Source organism: Streptomyces sp. NPDC047869 (genome assembly GCF_040704065.1).
In the GTDB taxonomy this organism is placed as follows: Bacteria; Actinomycetota; Actinomycetes; order Streptomycetales; family Streptomycetaceae; genus Streptomyces.
Map to the genome: position 1 here is coordinate 105,634 of NZ_JBEYRK010000003.1, position 19,352 is coordinate 124,985.

General features: G+C 72.4%; 16 protein-coding genes. 9 read left to right on the forward strand and 7 right to left on the reverse strand.

Annotated elements, in window-relative coordinates:
• Nucleotides 1–2: 2 nt before the first annotated feature.
• Nucleotides 3–980 carry a methyltransferase domain-containing protein gene (locus tag AB0924_RS05215; RefSeq protein ID WP_358931482.1) on the reverse strand — a complete coding sequence of 326 codons (978 nt, stop codon included), beginning with the start codon at nucleotides 978–980 and terminating at the stop codon, nucleotides 3–5.
• Between the two features lie 95 nt (nucleotides 981–1,075).
• Between AB0924_RS05215 and AB0924_RS05220 the strand changes: the two genes are divergently transcribed.
• From AB0924_RS05220 to AB0924_RS05235, 4 genes are all read left to right on the forward strand, one after another.
• On the forward strand, nucleotides 1,076–1,480 hold the full coding sequence (locus AB0924_RS05220) for a globin (RefSeq protein ID WP_358931484.1): 405 nt from the start codon (nucleotides 1,076–1,078) through the stop codon (nucleotides 1,478–1,480).
• A 156-nt stretch (nucleotides 1,481–1,636) separates the two neighbouring features.
• Nucleotides 1,637–4,999, forward strand: coding sequence for an ABC transporter permease (locus AB0924_RS05225; RefSeq protein ID WP_366910687.1), 3,363 nt, complete (start codon nucleotides 1,637–1,639; stop codon nucleotides 4,997–4,999).
• Nucleotide 5,000: 1 nt separating this feature from the next.
• Nucleotides 5,001–7,712, forward strand: a complete 2,712-nt coding sequence (locus AB0924_RS05230) for an ABC transporter permease (protein ID WP_366910688.1) — start codon at nucleotides 5,001–5,003, stop codon at nucleotides 7,710–7,712.
• A 232-nt stretch (nucleotides 7,713–7,944) separates the two neighbouring features.
• Nucleotides 7,945–8,916, forward strand: a complete 972-nt coding sequence (locus tag AB0924_RS05235; RefSeq protein ID WP_358931490.1) for an ATP-binding cassette domain-containing protein — start codon at nucleotides 7,945–7,947, stop codon at nucleotides 8,914–8,916.
• 127 nt (nucleotides 8,917–9,043) lie between these two features.
• Here AB0924_RS05235 and AB0924_RS05240 read toward each other — a convergent pair whose 3' ends face one another.
• From AB0924_RS05240 to ettA, 3 genes are read right to left on the reverse strand one after another with little or no spacing between them, the layout of a single operon-like run.
• Complete coding sequence (locus AB0924_RS05240; RefSeq protein ID WP_366910689.1) at nucleotides 9,044–9,721, reverse strand: hypothetical protein; 678 nt, start codon at nucleotides 9,719–9,721, stop codon at nucleotides 9,044–9,046.
• On the reverse strand, nucleotides 9,718–10,146 hold the full coding sequence (locus AB0924_RS05245) for a thioesterase family protein (RefSeq protein WP_366910690.1): 429 nt from the start codon (nucleotides 10,144–10,146) through the stop codon (nucleotides 9,718–9,720). The genes AB0924_RS05240 and AB0924_RS05245 overlap by 4 nt, the downstream gene beginning before the upstream one ends.
• Nucleotides 10,147–10,152: 6 nt before the next feature.
• Entirely contained in the window at nucleotides 10,153–11,817 is a 1,665-nt protein-coding gene (gene ettA, locus AB0924_RS05250) for an energy-dependent translational throttle protein EttA (protein ID WP_366910691.1), read from the reverse strand.
• A gap of 808 nt (nucleotides 11,818–12,625) precedes the next feature.
• Between ettA and AB0924_RS05255 the strand changes: the two genes are divergently transcribed.
• The 4 genes from AB0924_RS05255 to AB0924_RS05270 all read left to right on the forward strand — a co-directional run bounded on the left by AB0924_RS05255 (nucleotide 12,626) and on the right by AB0924_RS05270 (nucleotide 15,254).
• Nucleotides 12,626–12,940, forward strand: a complete 315-nt coding sequence (locus AB0924_RS05255; RefSeq protein ID WP_366910692.1) for a DUF6416 domain-containing protein — start codon at nucleotides 12,626–12,628, stop codon at nucleotides 12,938–12,940.
• 328 nt (nucleotides 12,941–13,268) lie between these two features.
• Entirely contained in the window at nucleotides 13,269–13,946 is a 678-nt protein-coding gene (locus AB0924_RS05260; protein WP_358931501.1) for an HNH endonuclease family protein, read from the forward strand.
• 572 nt (nucleotides 13,947–14,518) lie between these two features.
• Nucleotides 14,519–14,719, forward strand: a complete 201-nt coding sequence (locus AB0924_RS05265; RefSeq protein ID WP_358931503.1) for a hypothetical protein — start codon at nucleotides 14,519–14,521, stop codon at nucleotides 14,717–14,719.
• Between the two features lie 250 nt (nucleotides 14,720–14,969).
• Nucleotides 14,970–15,254: a hypothetical protein gene (locus AB0924_RS05270; protein WP_358931505.1), complete on the forward strand. Its 285-nt coding sequence runs from the start codon at nucleotides 14,970–14,972 to the stop codon at nucleotides 15,252–15,254.
• A gap of 113 nt (nucleotides 15,255–15,367) precedes the next feature.
• Here the strand turns inward: AB0924_RS05270 and AB0924_RS05275 are convergent, their stop codons facing one another.
• Nucleotides 15,368–16,174 (reverse strand): YhjD/YihY/BrkB family envelope integrity protein, encoded by an 807-nt coding sequence (locus tag AB0924_RS05275; protein WP_366910693.1) that lies wholly within the window; start codon nucleotides 16,172–16,174, stop codon nucleotides 15,368–15,370.
• Nucleotides 16,175–16,461: 287 nt separating this feature from the next.
• On the opposite strand from AB0924_RS05275, the gene AB0924_RS05280 reads away from it, so the two are divergent.
• Nucleotides 16,462–16,899, forward strand: a complete 438-nt coding sequence (locus tag AB0924_RS05280) for a hypothetical protein (RefSeq protein ID WP_366910694.1) — start codon at nucleotides 16,462–16,464, stop codon at nucleotides 16,897–16,899.
• A 61-nt stretch (nucleotides 16,900–16,960) separates the two neighbouring features.
• Here the strand turns inward: AB0924_RS05280 and AB0924_RS05285 are convergent, their stop codons facing one another.
• Both AB0924_RS05285 and AB0924_RS05290 read right to left on the reverse strand, forming a co-directional pair.
• Nucleotides 16,961–18,328, reverse strand: a complete 1,368-nt coding sequence (locus AB0924_RS05285; RefSeq protein WP_358931511.1) for a Cys-Gln thioester bond-forming surface protein — start codon at nucleotides 18,326–18,328, stop codon at nucleotides 16,961–16,963.
• A 328-nt stretch (nucleotides 18,329–18,656) separates the two neighbouring features.
• Nucleotides 18,657–19,136 carry a single-stranded DNA-binding protein gene (locus AB0924_RS05290; protein WP_366910696.1) on the reverse strand — a complete coding sequence of 160 codons (480 nt, stop codon included), beginning with the start codon at nucleotides 19,134–19,136 and terminating at the stop codon, nucleotides 18,657–18,659.
• Nucleotides 19,137–19,352: the final 216 nt, after the last annotated feature.

The following is a 19,352-nucleotide window of genomic DNA, read 5'->3' on the forward strand; positions in this document are numbered from 1 at the left end:
CCTCACGGGAGGGGCCAGGCGTACGGCCCCTCCGGGTCGTCCAGCCAGGCCCAGGTGCGCCCGTCGCCGACCGTGACGCCGTAGCGCTCCCGGCCGGGACAGCCCTCACGCTCCCACAGCGCGTGCGCCGCCCGCGGGTCCAGCGTGCCCCGGGTCAGGTCGAGCAGGAACCGGAACGCTTCCTGCTCGCCGGCCCGGCGCGGCAGCCCGCTCAGGGACACCGCCTCCGGTTCCGCCCGGCCCGCGCCGCGCAGCGGCACGAAGTAGGCGGCCGTGGGCAGGAAGCGGCCCTCGGCGTGCCCGGGGTCGCGGACGGTGAGGGCGAGCAGACCGGTGGCCAGCGGCGTCAGGATCCGGCCTCCGGGCCGGCACTGGGCGAGCCAGGCGCCCGGCACCGTGGGCAGCCCGCAGGTGGCGATGATCCGGTCGAAGGGCGCGCGCTCCGGCACTCCCCGGGCGCCGTCGCGGGTGACGACGGCCGGGTGGTGACCGGCCGCCGCCAGGTGCTGCCGGGCCGACTCGGTGATCTCCGGGTCCAGGTCGACGGTGGTGACGAGGTCGTCGTCGCCGAGCCGGTGGGCGAGCAGGGCGGCGTTGTAGCCGGTGCCGGCGCCCACCTCCAGGACCCGGTCACCGTCCTCGACGCGCAGCGCGGCCAGCATCAGCGCCATCAGGGAGGGCTGACTGCTGGAGGAGAGCAGTTCGCCGTCGCGCAGCCGGGTCGCCAGCGGGGTGTCGGCGTAGGCGCCGCGCACCCAGCGCTCCCGGGCCTCGGGGTCCGGGCTCTGGCCCCAGCGGCGTTCGTAGCCGCCCCTGACCCCGACGTAGTAGTACGGCACGAACAGGTGCCGGGGCACCGTCGCGAACGCCTCCCGCCACACCCGGTCCTCGGCCCAGGACCCCTCGGCGTCGATCTCCCGCACCAGCGCGGCCCGCGCCGCGGTGGCCAGACGTTCGATCCCGGTGTCGTAGGCGCCCATACCCCCACAGTAGGGGCGCGGTGTGCCGGGGAGCCCCGGACGGACGGGGTCCTAGGCCTGGAGTCCTGGGTCACCCGGTCTGAGACGATGGAGGGGTGAATGAGATTCGGCGCGGCACGCTTCAGGAGCAGACGTTCTACGAGCAGGTCGGCGGGGAGGAGACCTTCCGCCGGCTCGTCCACCGTTTCTACGAGGGGGTCGCCGAGGACCCGCTCCTGCGGCCGATGTACCCGGAGGAGGACCTGGGCCCGGCCGAGGACCGGCTGACCCTGTTCCTCATCCAGTACTGGGGCGGCCCCAGCACCTACAGCGAGAGCCGCGGCCACCCGCGGCTGCGCATGCGGCACGTGCCGTTCACCGTGAACCGTGCCGCGCACGACGCCTGGCTGAAGCACATGCGGGTCGCCGTCGACGAGCTGGGCCTGACCGAGGAGCACGAGCGCACGCTGTGGAACTACCTGACCTACGCGGCGCAGTCGATGATCAACACCCCCGAGTGACCGACTGAATCCCGGATTCCGGGCATTCGGCGCCGGATTCCGGTCACGATCCGGTATAGACCGATCGGCAACCGGTTACCCGTGACCGGTCCCCTCTGCGAGCATCAGCCGAGATCGACAGAGCGCTTGCGGAAGTCCGGACGACACGGGGGTCGGGTGACGGGGTTCGTCGTCTCACGCGCGCGGGCACACCGCCTGCTGCTCGGCTCCGCGCTGCTCACGGTGCTGCTGACCACCGCCGTGCTGGCCACGCTCACGGCGTACTCGGGCGCGATCGGCACCGCGGCGCTGCGCCACGTGCTGAACGACCCGCGCAACGCGGCCGCCACGGCGCTGATCGTCAAGGCCGACGTCTCCGCCGGGCAGCACGCCGCCGCCGACACCGCCGTGCGCGAGGGCGCCCGGAAGACCTACGACGGACTGCCGGTGACCGTGCGGACGCTGCGCCGCTCCGGCCCGTACGCGCTGCCCCTGTCCCTGCGGCCGCCCGCACGGCGCTCGGGCGACCCGGACCTGACCTACTTCGCGGCGCTGGACCACACCCAGGTGCGGCCCACCGCCGGGCGGCTCCCGGGCCGCGGGGCCGGCGAGATCGAGGTGGCCGTCCCGCAGGCCGCCGCCCGGCCGCTCGGCCTTGAACCGGGCGACCGCCTCACCCTGGCCGACCGGCTCGGCGACCGGAAGGTCCGGGTGCGCGTCACCGGGCTCTACCGGCCCGCCGCCACGAGCGCGCCGTACTGGCGGCTGGACGACCTGCTCGGCCGCGGTGTGAAGAGGTCCGGCTTCACCACGTACGGTCCGCTGCTCGCCGATCCCTCGGTCCTCGCCGGCGGACAGGTGAGCACCGGTGGGACGGCCTGGCTGGCCTCGGCCGACTTCGGCACGATGACGACCGGGCGCACGGGGGAACTGCGAGAAGCCGTACGGGCGGGGAGCGGGGACCTGCGCAAGGCCACCGCCCTGCGCGGTGCCACGGCGGTGACGACCTCGCTGCCGGACGTGCTGGACCGCATCGACCGCTCGCTGCTCGTCGCCCGCTCCACCCTGCTGATCGTCGCGCTCCAACTGGTGCTGCTCGGCGGGTACGCGCTGCTGTTGGTGGCTCGGCTGCTGAGCGCCGAACGGGTCGCCGAGACCCGGCTGCTCAGGGCGCGCGGCGCGTCCCGCCCCCGGATCGCGGCCCTCGCCGGGGCCGAGTCCCTGCTGCTCGCCCTCCCCGCGGCCCTCTGCGCGCCGTTCCTCGCCGGACCGCTCACCACCCTGCTCACCGACCGCGGCCCGCTGGCCCGTCTCGATCTGCGCCTCGACCTCCCGCCCGCAGGAAGCCCCGGGGTGTGGCTGGTGGCGGTGGCGGTGGCCCTGGGCTGCGCGCTGACGGTGACGCTCCCCGCGCTGACGGGCACCGGCGCGGAACCATCCGGCCGTCGCGGGCGGCGGGACGCGGAGTCCGGCCGGGCACGCGGTCCGCGCGCCCCCCGCTTCCGCGTGCGCCGTTCCGGGGGCCCGCACGGGGCCCGGCCCCGCCGCGCGGGCGGCGGGCTCATGCCCACCCCGCTCCGCGCGGGCGCCGACCTGGGCCTGCTCGCCGTGGCCGGGGTCGCCTACTGGCAGTTGGGGCAGCAGGGCTCCGGGGGCGTGGCCACCGACCGGTCGGGGACGCTCGGGGTGGATCCGCTGCTGGTCGCCGCGCCCGCGCTGGCGCTGCTCGCCGGGACCGTGCTGACGCTGCGGCTGCTGCCGCCGGTGGCGCGGCTCGCGGAACGGTGGGCGGCGGCCGGCCGGGGGCTGCCGGCGGCGCTGGCCGGCTGGCAGTTCAGCCGCCGCACCGCGCGCGCGGCGGGGCCGGTGCTGCTGCTGGTGCTCGCCGTCGCCCTCGGCATGCTGGCCATCGGCCAGGGTGCCTCCTGGAACCGCTCGCAGGACGACCAGGCCGACTTCCGCGCCGGGGCACCGGTGCGGGTGCTGGACGCCGGGCAGGGCGGACTCGGCCGTACGGAGGTCTACGCGGCCCTGCCGCAGGTCCGCGAGGCGGTGCCCGTCGAACGCGGTGAGCAGGGCCTGTCCGGTGACCGTACGGCGACCGTGCTGGCCGTGGACACCGCGCACGCGGCGAGCGCGCTGCTGATGCGCCCGGACCTCGCGGACGAACCCGTGAAGTCACTGCTGGCCGGGCTGACGCCGAAAGACCCCCCGGCGGGGGCCCGGGTGCCGGCCCACACCGCCCGGCTGCGGCTGACGGCGGGCCTGCGCAGCTCCACCGGGCCCGGGACGACCGCCCAGGTCACGGTCCGGCTGGAGGACGCGGCCGGGGTGTCGTACTCGATGCCGACCGGACTGCTGCCCGCCGACGGCCGCCCGCACACCCTCGTCCTCGACCTCGGCTCCGCCGCCGGCCCGGCGCTGCTCACCGGGCTCCGGCTCGACATGCCCCAGCCCGCCGGGCGCGCCGAGCGCCACCGGCTCACGATCCAGGACCTGACCGCCGAGGCCACCGACGGAACCCGGCGCCCGCTCGCCCTGCCCGCGTCCTGGACCACGGCCGTGGAGACAGGCGGCGCGGCCGTCCCGTCCCCGCGCACCGACCCCACCCGGCCCCGAGTCGTCTCCACCCGTCCCCTGGCCTTCTCCTACGGCACCGGCTACCTGCCGGATCCCGACATCTGGACGGTCGCCAAGGTCACCGTGCGGCTCCAGGTGGCGCGGCCCGCGCCGCCCGAGGTACGGGCCGTCGCGACCGACCGGTTCCTGACCTCGGCGGGCGCCCGCACCGGCCGGCGACTGGACGTCACCGTCGGCGGCGAGAGCCTGACGGTGCGGATCGTCCGGTCGGTACGGGCGCTGCCCTCCACCGGAACCCCCGCCGCCGCCACCGACCACGACGGCGGCGCGGTGCTGGTCGACCTGCGCGCCGCGAACCGGGCGCTGCAGGCGCGGTACGGGGAGAGCGCCACCCCGAACGAGTGGTGGCTGCGGACGGCGCCCGGTGACGCGGCCCGGGTGGCCGCCGCTGTACGGGCACTGCCGGACGTCGACCCGGAACAGGTGGTGGTCCGCGACGAGATCGCCGCCGGGCTGCGCGAGGACCCCTTCGGCGCCGGACCCACGGCCGCGTTCACCGCGGCCGCCGTGGTGGCGGCGGCGCTCGCCGCGGTCGGCTTCGCGGTGGGCGCCGCCGGTTCGCTGCGGGCACGCGAGGCGGACTTCGCGGTGCTGCGCGCCCTCGGTGCCCCGCGCCGCCGGCTGGCCCGGACGGTCGCCGCCGAACTCGCCGTACTGGTGGGCCTGGCCCTCGTGGTGGGCGCGGTCCTGGGCACCGTACTGGCCCGTGGAGTACTGCCGTTGATCGTACTGACCGGCGAGGCCACCCGGCCCGTACCCGGGCTGCTGGTGCGACTGCCTCCCGGGCAGGTGGCGTTGCTGCTGGCGGGCGTCGCCGCGGCGCCGCTGGCGGTGGCCGTGGTGACGGCCCTGCGCCGGGCCGATCCGGCCCGGGCACTGCGTGAACAGGGGGGTGAGTGACGTGCGTTCCGTACCGGCCGTGGTCGCGCCCTGGGTACGGACCCGGCTGCGGGCCGCTCCCGGTGCCGCGCTGGCGCTCGCGCTGCTGGTCGCGCTGACCGCCTGCCTGGCGGGCGCGCTGCCGCGCGCGGTGGACCGGTACGAGGACGCGGGCCTGCGGCACGCCCTCGGCCAGGCGGGCCCCGAGCGCACCACCGTACGGGCGACCGCGTCGATACCGGAGTACGGCGAGTCCGGCGAGGATCCGGACGTCTCGTTCAGCCCCGAGGCCGTCAAACGGCGGTTCGGGAAGCTGCTGCCCGTGGTGGACGGTTCGGTGCCCGTCGACCGCGCCCAGTCGTCGTACGGCACCACCACCGACGACGGCAGCCCGGCGCTCGAACCGTGGCTCCCCCGCCCGACCGGCCTGCCCGCCCAGGTCACGCTGGTCGCGCAGAGCGGCCTGGCCGGACACGCACGCGTCAGCGAGGGGCGGCTGCCCCGCACCACGGGCCGGCCGGACGTGGACGAGGCGGAGGCCGCCGTCTCCACCGCCACCGCCAGGGCCCTGCACATCAAGCTGGGTTCGGTCATCCACGTGCCCCGGCCCAGCGGCCCCCTCTCCGTCCGGATCACCGGCATCCTCGCCCCGCGGGACCCGGCCGGCGCCTACTGGTCGACGGTGCCGCTGCTGCGCACGCCCGCGCTGGAACGGCTGCCCGAGCCCGGCCCGCCGCAGACCTACTGGCACGGCGCGCTCCTGCTCCCCCCGGACGCCACCCTCACCGTGCTGAGCACCGGCGGCAACCCCTTCCGCTACTGGAACTTCGCTCCGGGCACCGCCGGCGGGCAGGCCCATGACCTGGGCCGGCTGCGGTCCGGCGTCGCGTCGCTGGAATCCGGCCCGGGCCTGCGGCGGGCCCGTTCCCTCACCGATCCGGAACTGACCGTGAGTACCGGTCTGGACGACGTGGTCATCGCCTTCGGGCGGCTGCGCTCGGGCATCTCCCCGCTGGTCGGGGTGTCCGCCGCCGGCACCGCCACGGTCGCCACCGTCGTCCTGCTCATGGCGGGCGGCCTGGCCGCCGACCGGCGCCGCACCGAACTCGCCCTGCTGCGCGCCCGGGGCGTCTCCCTGCCCGGCCTCACCGGCCGGCTGCTGGCCGAGACCGCCGTGGTCGCCGTCCCCGCCGGGGCGCTGGGCCTCGCGGCCGCCCTCGTCCTCCTGCCCGGCGTCCGCGCCGGTCACGCCGTCGCCGCCGCCCTCGCCGTCACCCTGACCGCCTGCGCCGCCCTCCCGCTGCACGCCGCGCTCACCCACCGCTCGGTGCGGCTGACGGCTCCCCGGGAGGACATGGCCTCGGTACGCCCCTCCCGCCGCCGCACGGTCGCCGAACTGACCCTGCTGGCGCTGGCGGCCGGGGCGGTGGCCACCCTGCGCTCCCAGGGTGCCTCGGCCGGTCAGCTGGTGTCCCTGGCACCGGTGCTGACCGGTGTCATCGCGGCCCTGCTGCTGCTCCGCCTCTACCCGCCGCTGCTGCGCCGCCTGGCCCGCCCGGCCGGCCGGCTGCGCGGCCCCGTGACCCCGCTCTCCCTGGCCCGCGCCGGCCGCACCCGGGCCTCGGCGGTAATGCCCCTGCTGGCCCTCCTGACCGCCCTGACCACGGCGGCCTTCGGAGGCTCGGTCCTGGCGGGCGTGGCCGGAGCCCGGGACCACGCGGCCCTGCTCACCGTCGGGGCCGACGCCCGCCTGGACTCGGCCACCGCGCTGCCGGCCGGCCTGGCCGCCCGGGTACGCGCTGTGCCCGGGGTGCGCGGGGTGACCGCGGCGGCCATCACCTACGAGGCGACGCCGACGGACGGCGTGGCCACCGTGCCGCTGGTGGGCGTGGACCCGCCCGCGTACGCCGGGTTGACGGCCCGGACGGGCCTCGGGGCCATCACGGCGAAGCAGCTGAAGGGCCCGGACCGGCACCAGTTGCCGGCCATCGCGTCCCCGGCCGTCGCACGCGACCACGGCATCCGGCAGCCCTTCTCGGTGCGGCTCGCGGACGGCAGCACGGTCACCGTCCGGATCACCGCCGTCCGCGACCGCACCCCGGCGGCGCCCGCCGGTGACTTCCTGGTGGTGGACCGCGCCGGGCTGCCGTCGTCCGCCGCCCGGCCGACGACGCTGCTGCTGACCGGCGCCCACCCGGACGCCGCCGCGCTGCGCCGCACGGCCCCCGCCTCGGCCACGGCCCGGCTCCTCACCGAGGAGCGCGCCCGGTACGCCGACTCGCCCCTGCAGACCGGCGCCGGGCACGTCTACACGGCGGCGGTGGCGGCGGGCGCCGGTTTCGCCGTCCTCGCCCTGCTCCTCGCGCTGCTGCGGGCGGCCCCGGAACGCACCGCGCTCCTCGCCCGCCTGCGCACCATGGGGCTCACCCGCGCCCAGGGCCGCCGCCTCCTCGTCCTGGAGTCGCTCCCGCAGGCCCTCCTCGCCGCGGCCGGCGGCATCCTGACCGGCTGGGCCGCCGTCCACGTCCTCTCCCCCGGCATCGACCTGACGACCATCGCCGTGGCCTCGTCCCAGACGCCGGGTGGTGAGGCCGTCCTCCGCCCGGACCCGTGGTCCCTGACCCTCCCGGCCCTCACAGTCGTGACCCTGGCGGTAGGAGTCGCCGCCACCCAGGCCTGGTGGACGACCCGCCGCGGCTCGGTCCGGGGACTACGGGCGGGAGACCCCCAGTGACCGCCCCAACTGCGGGCATACGCGCCCCCGTGTCTGCGGGCATGCGTGCCTCCCTCAGCGCCTCAAAGGCCTGGCGGCACCCCCAGGGCGGCACGGGTGGGCGCAACGGCCACTTGCGAGCGCGGGGAAGCGAAGCACGCTCGTCCCGCACCGACACCGTGCACCCCACAAGCACCGGCACGCGAAACACCCCCGCCCACCGGCAGCACAGGGCACCCGAGCAGGAGACCCCATGACAGCCGACCCCACCACGACGGACACCACCCTCACCGACCTCACCACCCGCATCGCTGAGTCCCGCGACCGCCCCGCCTACGGCCACGACGCCCTCATCACCTGCGACCGCCTCGTCCGCATCTTCTCCGCGGACGGCATCGAGGTACAGGCCCTCCAGGGCCTCGACCTCCTGGTCCGCGAGGGCGAGTTGATGGCCCTGGTGGGCGCTTCCGGCAGCGGCAAGTCCACCCTCATGAACATCCTCGCCGGCCTGGACACCCCCACAGCGGGCGGAGCCCACGTCGCCGGCCGCGACCTGCTCACCATGACCGCGAAGGACCGCCTCGCCTACCGCCGCGAGGTCGTCGGCTTCGTCTGGCAGCAGACCTCCCGCAACCTCCTGCCCTACCTCACCGCGGCCCAGAACGTCGCCCTCCCGCTCCAGCTCTCCGGCACCCGCACGCGCCGCCGCGCCCGCGCCGAGCGCGCCCTGGAACTACTGGACCTGCTCCAGGTGGCCGACTGCCGCGACCGCCACCCGCACGAGATGTCCGGCGGTCAGCAGCAGCGCGCCGCGATCGCCGTGGCCCTCGCGAACGCCCCGGCGGTCCTGCTCGCCGACGAACCCACCGGCGAACTCGACTCCCACACCGGCGCACAGATCTTCGACGCCTTCCGCACGGCGAACGAGACCCTCGGCACCACCATCGTCATCGTCACCCACGACCAGGCGGTGGCCGGCGAGGTCCGCCGCACGGTGGCCATCCGGGACGGCCGTACCTCCACCGAGGTGCTGCGCCGCAGCGAGGTGGACGCGACGACCGGCCGCGAGACGGTGGTCGCCCGCGAGTACGCCATGCTCGACCGCGCGGGCCGCCTCCAACTGCCCGCCGAGTACACACGGGCCTTGAACATGCGCGACCGCGTGGCCCTGGAACTCGAACCGGACCACATCGGGGTATGGCCGGACGACAGCGACGAGAGGTGACCGCGAGAAGAAGCGACCGGCTCCCCGGAACGAGACGGACCTCAAGGCCGCCCGAACCGCGCACCGGCCATCAGGGCTCCCAGGCACCCGGCGAGCCACAAGGCCGTCCGGGCCCCCGCCACGCTGCTCAGCGCACGCTGACGCCCAGCGTGCCGAGCCCCGCCCGTCGCACCGCGACGGATCCGTAGGGCGTCCGCAGCCTCAGCCACGCCCCCGAGGAGAACAGCCCGGTGTCGGCCGCACCGGCCCCCGGCCTGAGGAAGCCGAGGGACTGGGCCGCGTGCACGGCCCGCACCGGAAGCGGGGTGTTCCCGACCTCCCGGGACCAGATGTCCCGCCCTATCCGGTCCAGCTCCGCACGGGTACGCCGCTCCGGCGTCAGCTCCTCGGTACGGGACCGGAACTCGGCGACGGCGTCGGCGACCGTGGTGCGCAGCGCGTCCGGCACGGGCAGCCCCGGTTCGGGCCGCCAGCCGCCGCGCGGCGGCAGCACACCGGCCCACGGCGGTCCGGTGACCGCGGCCGGTACGGCGGCCGTGGCCGCCCGTTCGTCCACGGACTCCAGGAACCCACCGGCCGAGACGGTGACGTCCAGCCTGACGTCGAGCCCGTTCTCGTACGGTTTGGCGAGCCGCACCGCGCGGATCGTCAGCACCTCGAAGGACGGCGGCCGGCCGAACACGGCGAGCGCCGTACCGGCCGCCTGCAGGCGCACCGCGGCTCCACGGTCGTAGTGGAGCAGCCGGGAGAGGAAGGCGGCGAGGTCGGCCGCCTCCGTCTCGTCGGCGAGGTGCAGGACCGTCATGCGGCGACGGCCTCCCCCGGGGTCTCCGCATCCTCGGCGGCGTCCGTGTAGTCCTGGAGGAACTCCCGCTCCTCCTGGGTGATCCGGCGCGGCCGCTGTGCCTCGAAGTCGAACGGCACGATGACGGTGGAGGCCCGTACGTAGACGAGATCCCCGTCCTTCACCTCGTAGGTGATGGTGAAGGACGCGGCCCGGATCTCGGTGACCCACAGCTCGATGTCCACCGGGTGGTGCCGGTGGACGAGCTGCCGCTTGTAGTCGATCTCGTGGCGCGCCACCACGGACCCCTGCTTGAACTCCTTGTCCGGGCGGAACAGGAAGTCGATACGGGCCTCCTCCAGGTAGCGGAGGAACACCACGTTGTTGACGTGGCCGTACGCGTCCATGTCCGCCCAGCGCAGCGGGCAGCGGTAGATGTGGCGCAAGACCGATCAGCCCCGGGTCAGCTTCTTGTAGGTGGCACGGTGCGGACGCGCGGCGTCCGCGCCCAGCCGCTCGACCTTGTTCTTCTCGTACGACTCGAAGTTGCCCTCGAACCAGAACCACTTCGACTCGCCCTCGTAGGCGAGGATGTGAGTGGCGACCCGGTCCAGGAACCAGCGGTCGTGGGAGACGACGACGGCGCAGCCGGGGAACTCCAGCAGCGCGTTCTCCAGGCTGCTGAGGGTCTCGACGTCGAGGTCGTTGGTGGGCTCGTCGAGGAGCAGCAGGTTGCCGCCCTGCTTCAGGGTCAGCGCCAGGTTGAGGCGGTTGCGCTCACCACCGGAGAGCACACCGGCCGGCTTCTGCTGGTCCGGGCCCTTGAACCCGAAGGCGGACACGTAGGCGCGGGACGGCATCTCGACCTGTCCGACGTTGATGTAGTCGAGCCCGTCGGACACGACCTCCCACAGCGTCTTCTTGGGGTCGAGGTTCGCGCGGCTCTGGTCGACGTAGGAGATCTTGACGGTCTCGCCGACCTTGATGTCGCCGGAGTCCGGGGTCTCCAGGCCCTGGATCATCTTGAACAGCGTGGTCTTGCCTGCGCCGTTCGGGCCGATGACGCCCACGATGCCGTTGCGCGGCAGCGTGAAGCTGAGGCCGTCGACGAGGACCTTCTCACCGAAGGCCTTGTTGAGCTTGTCGACCTCGACCACGACGTTGCCCAGACGCGGGCCCGGCGGGATCTGGATCTCCTCGAAGTCCAGCTTCCGCATCTTGTCGGCCTCGGCGGCCATCTCCTCGTACCGGGCGAGGCGGGCCTTGGACTTGGCCTGACGCCCCTTGGCGTTCGACCGCACCCACTCCAGCTCTTCCTTGAGCCGCTTCTGCCGCTTGGCGTCCTTCTGGCCCTCGACCTTCAGACGGGTGGCCTTGGTCTCCAGGTACTTGGAGTAGTTGCCCTCGTAGCCGTGCAGGCGGCCGCGGTCGACCTCGCAGATCCAGCCGGCCACGTTGTCCAGGAAGTACCGGTCGTGGGTGACGGCCACGACGGTGCCCGGGTACTTGGCCAGGTGCTGCTCCAGCCAGTTCACGGACTCGGCGTCGAGGTGGTTGGTGGGCTCGTCGAGGAGCAGCAGGTCGGGCTGCTCCAGCAGCAGCTTGCAGAGCGCGACGCGGCGCTTCTCACCACCGGAGAGGTTGGTGACGGGCCAGTCGCCGGGCGGGCAGCCCAGCGCGTCCATGGCCTGCTCCAGCTGGGCGTCGAGGTCCCACGCGTTGGCGTGGTCCAGCTCCTCCTGCAGCTTGCCCATCTCGTCGAGCAGCGCGTCGGAGTAGTCGGTCGCCATCAGCTCGGCGATCTCGTTGAACCGGTCGAGCTTGCCCTTGATCTCGGAGACACCGTCCTGGACGTTCTCCAGGACCGTCTTCTCCTCGTCGAGCGGCGGCTCCTGGAGCAGCATGCCCACGCTGTAGCCCGGCGACAGGTACGCGTCACCGTTGGACGGCTGCTCGAGGCCGGCCATGATCTTCAGCACGGTCGACTTACCGGCACCGTTCGGGCCGACGACACCGATCTTCGCTCCCGGCAGGAAGCTCAGGGTGACGTCGTCGAGGATCACCTTGTCGCCGTGCGCTTTGCGCGCCTTGCGCATGGTGTAAATGAACTCAGCCAAGAGAAACCGTCCGGCAGCTTGAAATCTGGCAGTGGGCAGATACACCCCATCTTGCCGTACCGCCACCCCTGTGCGGAAACGCGTATGGCCGGGCGCCTCTGACCTGGGGTTTCGCTGGTGGCAGCGGTGGCTCGTCTGTCAGTGTCGGTCGCCGTTGGTTGGCCTCGGGCACCCTCGCACGGCCCAGAGACGGCCCAGGGATGATCATTCGTCATCCGCCTGCCACATCGATCCGGCCCCTCACCTGATGGTTGTGTGGGTCGTGCCAGTAGACGACCCCCGTGGCGGAGGCCCCGGGCGCAGGCAGCTCCATCGCGAGTGGTCGTGATCTCAGCTACCCCACGGCATCGGGCACACCCTCTATCCGTTTGAAGATCCCGAACGGATGATGACTCACGACCTTCCGGTGATCCGGGTCCCCACGGCAGAGCAGCGACGGTCGCCGCCCGGCTCCGCCGCACCATGTCTCCAGCCGACACTTCAGAGCCCTTGAGCCTCGCGTACTCATCCATCGCTAGATCATGACGCCCTGACCGGGTCGGCGCTTAGAAGGCGCTTTGTGGGTGCGCCCCGCCCTCCCCCTTGACCTGTGGGTCTTCCTCAACTGAGGGGGTCGCCGGTAGAACTTCGACACGGATTCGACACGCAGTGTCCCCTGGCGGGTCTGTACGGTGCGAACGACACACACGCCAGGCACTAACTGTTGGGGGCGGGCATGACGGAGTACCTGTCTGAGGTTGATCCACGATGGGCTAAGCACTCTGGCGAAGCGGGGCACTACGGAGCCTCTGAATGGGGTCCGGAGGACTTGGAGCGCGCCGCGATGTTCTTGGCCGAACTCGCTCCGCAGGCCCGGCGGGTGTTCCAGTACCTGCTGAGCAACCCTGGCCGGAGGATCCACTGCACGGAGCTGGTGAGTAAGGCCCTGGGTGGGCCGAACGAGAGTGATCCGGCGCGGCGCGTGGCAGGGGTGCTGTCCGGGATGAGCAAGGGACACAGCAACAGTGAGCGGCGGCTTCCGTTCTACTGGTGGGAGGCTCCCGAGGGGAGCGCGGGCGCAACGTACGCAGTCCGCCCCTCGGTGGCGGCGGTGTTCCTGGCCGCTCAGCTCGGCGCTGCGTGATCTGCACAGCCACAACTGATCACGGGCGGCCGTGACCTGCGGCCGCTTCCTCGATCAACGTCCTGACCTGCTACTGAGCTGTCGGCAGTTGTCGGCGTCGGTCATCGTTGAGCGCCCTTCCACGGCCCCTGGACGGCCCGGGAGGGCGCTCGTGTGTCCGTCGCGCCTGTGGCGTACGCCTAGTGGGTCGTGCGGCGACTACTCCGACACACACTCTCCTCCAACGGGGCCAGGTGGCACACCTGCCCGGTGAACGCATGCACCTGTTCGGCTCATTCGTTCGAGTCGGATCTCATGATTGAAGTATTTTCAGTCAATCCTGCGGTGCGTGATCAGCAACCTCAAGCGCGCCGCGATTGCGGCCGCACTTGTCGCCGTGCCCCTCGTGGCACCCACGCCGGCCCACGCGCACGGCCGGTCCATCCCGAGCTACACACTTCCGATGTCGACCGCGGTCCTCGTCCTCCCCCTTGCGGCGGAGGTGCGGGACGGCTACCAGCGCACCAGCTTCAAGCACTGGAACGCGGGCCAGAACCCCACCGACGGATGCAATACACGAGCGGAGGTGCTCATCTCCGAGGCCGTCGACCCGCCAGAGGTCCTCCCAGGCTGCAAGCTCTCAGGAGGGCGATGGTGGTCGTACTACGACGCCAAGTGGCTGACCCCCGCGTCCGCCTTGGACGTCGACCACATGGTGCCCCTGGCCGAGGCCTGGGATTCCGGGGCATCGCAATGGACTGCCCAGCGGCGTGAGGCATACGCCAACGACCTCGCCGTTCCAACCTCCCTGGTCGCTGTCTCCGCAGCCTCGAACCGCAGCAAAGCCGACCAGGACCCGGCCGAGTGGCTGCCTCCGGCCGTCGACGTCACCTGTCGATACGCCTCGGAGTGGATCGCAACCAAGCTCCGCTGGGGGCTCACCGTCGACGCCGTCGAACTCGAAGCACTCACGCAGCTCGCGGAAGCATGCCCCGGCAACACTGTGACCTTCGAGCCTGCTCCGTAGGGCGGTGGCCTCGCCCGTGAACAGGGCGGGGCCACCAACCGGCCTGGCAGACATCGGGCACGGTCGCCCATAAGTCACCGCATCGTAGGACCGACGCTTACATAAGCCACCGCATCGTAGGACCGGCGCTTAGAGGATGCGGGCGGCCCTGTAGCGCGCCGCCGATTCGAAGGGCTTCGCAGCCACGACCGACTGCTGACGGCCACCACCGTCTGATCCCGCTGCCGTCATCGCAGGCGCCCTATCGGCCTCAGCCGCTTTCGGCTGTGCGCAACAGGTTCGGCGTCCCGGGTCTTTCGGAGCCTTGTTTCTGCAGGTTGGCGAGGACTACTGAATTGGGGCACGACCTGGGGTTTCGCTGCTTCGGGTCGGGCTCGTCCGTCAATGCCGGTCGCCGTTGTGCGCCCTCGGGCGGCCTCGCACGGTCCAGGGACGGCCTCATGGCGTCCCGGCCTGTCGAGGCAGCTCAAGCCATGGGGGCGTTTTGGCCGCAAGCCGCGGTGGTGTGGCGCAGACTGCTTGCAGGGGAGCCGGAAAGAAGTCGGAGCGGGAGGGAGAACAGGAGGACAGCCGTGACCGTCCTCGCGATCTTTCTCTTCGTCATCGGGACGCTCCTGGTCCTCATCGGAGCGCTTCTGATCTTGATCGGGACGTTCCTGATCACTCTCGGGGCGGCCTTGATCGTCATCGGGCTGGCTCTGATTGCCATCGGTGTGTTCGTGCTCATCCGGAGGCTCCTCGGACGTGATCGAACGCGATCTCACTCCTGGTGAACCGGTCACCGGGGCGGTGGCCTGCCAAGACCTCATCGATCACCGCTCTGACCTGCTGCTGAGTTGTCGGCGCCCGAGCCTGTCCGACGCCCCGGTCTGTTGCCGCGGTGGCTGACGGGACTCGGACGCCCAGTCGGAGGGGTCATGCGCCTGTCCGAGTGCCTTGCGGACCTGACGCGAGCGGGAGACGTGCACTGAGGGGTATGTCGCTTCGAGCAGAACGTCCCCGGGAGTCATGAGGAGATCAGCTATGTACGCAGTGGTTCGGCGGTACGAAGGGGTGACGGATCCTGCCGAGGCGGGACGCCAGGTGGACGAGGGATTCATCCCCCTCCTCCGCCAGGTCCCCGGTTTCGTGGCCTACTACTGGATTGATGCCGGGAATGGAGTGATGCTCTCCACCAGCGTCTACGAAGACCAGGCCGGAGCGGACGAGTCGGTCAAGCGGGCGGCGGACTTCGTGCGCGACAACCTCGCGTCGCTGCTGCCCAACCCTCCGCTGATCTCGGCCGGCCAGGTCGTGGCCGCTGGGTGACGATCTCCGCGGGCCGGCTGGATCCCCGTTACCCGCACGCCGCTGACCCGGTCATTCACGAGGCTGCGGGCAGAGCCGTCTTCGGCTCTGCCCGCAGTTCCGTGAGCTGGGGGTCACTGGAAGGCTCGGCCGACGATCGCGCCCAGGTGGATCACCACGCCGACCGCCACCAGCCAGGACAGGATGACCATCACGACGCCGATGGGGCCGTACTTCTGCTCGTTCGCCACGATCGCCGCGGAGAAGTAGTGGGCGGAGAAGACGCCGAGGCCGGTCCAGCACACGCTGGTGACCAGGGCCGACGGGAGTAGGGCGCGCCAGGGCACCCTCCCGGCCAGCAGCACGTACATGCTGCACCACCAGAAGACGACCGCCCAGAGAAAGCCGGTCAGGCCCGTCAGGAGCCAGCCGTGGAGCACCCTGCCGAAGGCGGCCTGCGCGGCGGCGTAGGCGAACAGCCCGGCGAGCCAGGTGAGCCGGGCCGTGGTCTTCCACTTCGCGTCCTCCGGGACGTCGAACAGCATGAGGTACCAGTTCTGGAGGGTGCCGGCCACGGCCAGGACTCCGAGCAGGAGCAGTACGGCGCTCGTCCCGGTCAGGGTGTACGAGGTCGTGGTCGGCGCGAACAGGGTGGCCACGGCCTGAGCCGCCTGCTCGTTCAGCCCCAGCCAGCCGGCGACGACCGCGGCCGTGTCCTGCCCTGCCGCCGCCGTGAGGATGATCAGGAACGGGAAGAAGCACAGGAGCGCGAGCGCGGCCAGCTGGAACGAGTGCCCGAAGAAGTCGACCGCCGAGAGCCGGACCCACAGCCGGCCCGGCCCACTCTCCTCGAAACGGCGGAACGCGGCCTGCCACGCCCGGTCCGCACGCCACCGGAGGGCGTGCTGTGACGGGTGGGATGTCTTCCTGCCGTCGTTCATGCGGTGATGCCCCAGGGGTTGGTCCGCCATCCGCTGGATGCGGGGTCCCCCCTGAGTGCACGGCGGTTGCGGAACAAGCGTAGGCACCCCCCTGCGGTGCCGCGCGTCGAGTCGCGTGTCGAGCGGGGTGGCCGGAGCGAAATCACCCGGGCCGAGTGATGCCACCGGTCCCGAGCAGGCGCACGGTGGATCCGGAAGCGTCGTCCGAAGCCCGGGCAAGGGCGAAGGGAGGCGCCCTCACTGATCGCCGGACGCAATCGCCGGACCCAATCGATCGAGGCCCAGAAATGACCACGACACACACCACACAGGCCCGCAAGCAACAGTGGGCCGGCGGGTTGATGCTCTTCGCCGCCATCATGCTGATGATCGCCGGAGTGATCGACATCTTCCGCGGCATCATGGGGATCGCCGCGGACGACGTGTTCATCACGACGCGTGGCTACGTCTTCCAGTTCGATCTGACCGGCTGGGGCTGGGTCACGCTCATCCTGGGCGCCGTCGCCGTGGTGGTCAGCCTGGGACTGTTCCAGACCGCGAAGTGGGCGCAGATCTCCGGCATCGTCATCGCTGGACTGATCATCATCGCCAACTTCCTGTCCCTGCCCTACTCCCCGCTGTGGTCCACCCTGATGATCGCCTTCTCGGGCGTCGCCATCTGGGCCATGTGCGTGGCCCAGCCCAGGGAGACCGGTCCGGGCCAGGGCATTCCGCGCGTCGGCTGACCGGCAGCGTCACGCGGCCCGCCCGGGCCGGCGGATCAGGAGGAACCGGTGCGGCCGGACCTCACTCGCCCGCCGCCGCTTCCCTCCTGCGCAGCACCACCAGCACCGCACCGCCGATCACCACGAGTCCGATGGCCACCCCGGCGATCATCGGGGTGATCGCGGAGCTGCCCGTGGCCGCGAGGTCGGTGTCGGGAGCCGTGCTGTTGCCGCCGACGGTCGCGGGGCTGGGCTCGCTGAGGGTCTGGGTGGACTCGGTGGTGACCGTGCCCTGGGTCTTGCAGTCGAGGACCCCGGTGAACCGATGGCTGAAGCCGTTCGGGCCGGTGATCGTGAAGTCGTAGGACTGGTCCTCCTGGAGCGGGACCGTCACCGTGCGGGAGGCCCCGGCCGGGATGGTGTGCTCCGCGCCCATCAGCTCGAAGGTGAAGGGCTGGTCCCCCTTGTTGGCCGCGGTGATGTCGACGCCGCTCTTGGCGCAGTTCTTCCGGGCCGACACCGCCGTGGCGCCCTTGTCCGCCCAGGTGGCGCCCGCGGTCGCGGAGACCGTGGACTCGCTGGAGCCGGCCAGGATCTGGGTCTGGCTGCGGCTCTCGGAGGCGAAGGCGCGGCCCACCGGGACGGTGGTGGAGGCCTGGACGGTCAGCTGGGCGGAGCCGTCCGCCGCACCCTCGGGAACATCGAAGAACAGCTGACTGCCGTCCTTCGCCGAGGTGATCACCTTGCCGGTCCTGTCGATGATCCGCACCCCACCGGCGCCCGCGCCCGCCGGCGCGCCGACCGTCACGCCGCGCGCGTTGGTGTGCACGGTCACCGGTCCGAGCAGGTCCCCCGGGCGGCCGGAGACAGCGGGCGGGTCCAGGGTCAGCGAGGCCTGCGGTTCGGTGCTGTCGCGGGCGCTCTTCTCCAGGTAGTCCGCGAGCTTCTCGGCCTGCGGGTCCACGGCGTCGACCTTCGCCCCGTCCGAGTAGCGCCAGATGGCAACCTGCGTGCCGGCAGCCGCGTCCTGCTCGCTCAGACCGCTCACACCCGCCCGCCGGGCGAGCGTGGCGAGGTCGTTCACTTGGGGGTAGGAGTTCTGCAGGATCCAGCGGATCTTGCCGGCGTCCTTGTTGGCGCCCAGCGAAGTCCCGCTCCAGGGGGTCTCCTGGTAGTGGGCGTCGCGCTGGGTGGGGTTGTGGATGTCGACGCAGTACGTCTGCAGTGTGCCGCCGCCGTCCACGGACATCTCGAACAGGCCCGCGGACACCTGCTGGTCGCCGCCGTCCTCGTGGATCACGGCCTGGCCGTACGTCTTCAGGCCGCCTATCGTCGCCGTCGCGCCGCCCTGGGTCTGCGGTGTCTCGTCGGCCGCGGCCGTACCCGCGCCGAACAGCACGGTGGTCGCCGCGAGGCCGGACGCGAGCGTCACGGCCGCGAGGCGGGCCACGCGGAACCGAGTGAACCCAGTGAACGCAGCAAGCACAGAATTCCCCTTCGAGCAGGACCCGTTGGATGTGGGGGACGGTCCCACCAGCAGAATCGGCTGCCCCGAGGGGCATGCCCGGCATCCTATGGATCACAGGGACCGCACCCCCTGTCGGATCGTCACATGAGGCGATCCGATCCGGAATCGTTATCGCCGGCACTGCACGCCGACCGGGCTTGTCGACAAATACATCGCGCTCACCGGCCTGTTCGGCACGCTCGGTGGCCGCATGCCGACAAGGCGTGACAGCCGCGGTGGTCGGTCGCAGGGCCGCGGCCGACCGCTGACGTCATGTCACCACCGCTGCTGCCACGACTGGTTGAGCGGATGGCTCGTCCTGGACCGAGTGGGCAGAGATGCCCGGTGTCTCCCAGCTCGGCTCCGGCCGGGCCGCCGGCGGTGCCTCCTGCCGGACCGTGCGGCGGAAGAGCGCGGTGCCCCGCGCAAGGTCGTGGCCAATGGCCACGGCGTCGATGTCGGCCGATGTGCGGCCCTGTTGCCCGTCGCGCAGTTCGGTGCGCACCTTCAGCCTGCCCTGGACGACGACGGGCTGTCCCACCTCCACCGAGGCCGCCACGTTGACTGCGAGCTGGCGGTTGGCCCACACGGTGAAGAAGTTGGTGTGCCCGTCCGTCCAGGCGCTCTTCTCCCGGTCCCAGTAGCGCGCGGTCACCGCCAGCCGGAACCGGGCCGAAGGTCCGGCGGCCGTCTCCCGGTACAGCGGCGGCGTCGCCACGTTGCCCACCACGCACACCACGGTCTCGTTCATCGTGAACCCCTCCCTCGCCCGGCCTCTCACGGCCGGGCGGCCATGCGTACGGGCCCGTCCCGTACGGCGGCGTCTGCCCTGCGGCACGATCGCCACGGGAACAGACTGCCTCCGCCGGGCCGGGCCCGCTGAGCACTGTGGACCACTGCCGAGCTGTGGAAAACTCCGCCACCCGTACGGGTGAGAGACGGGCAGGAAGACAGGCAGAAGGAAGAC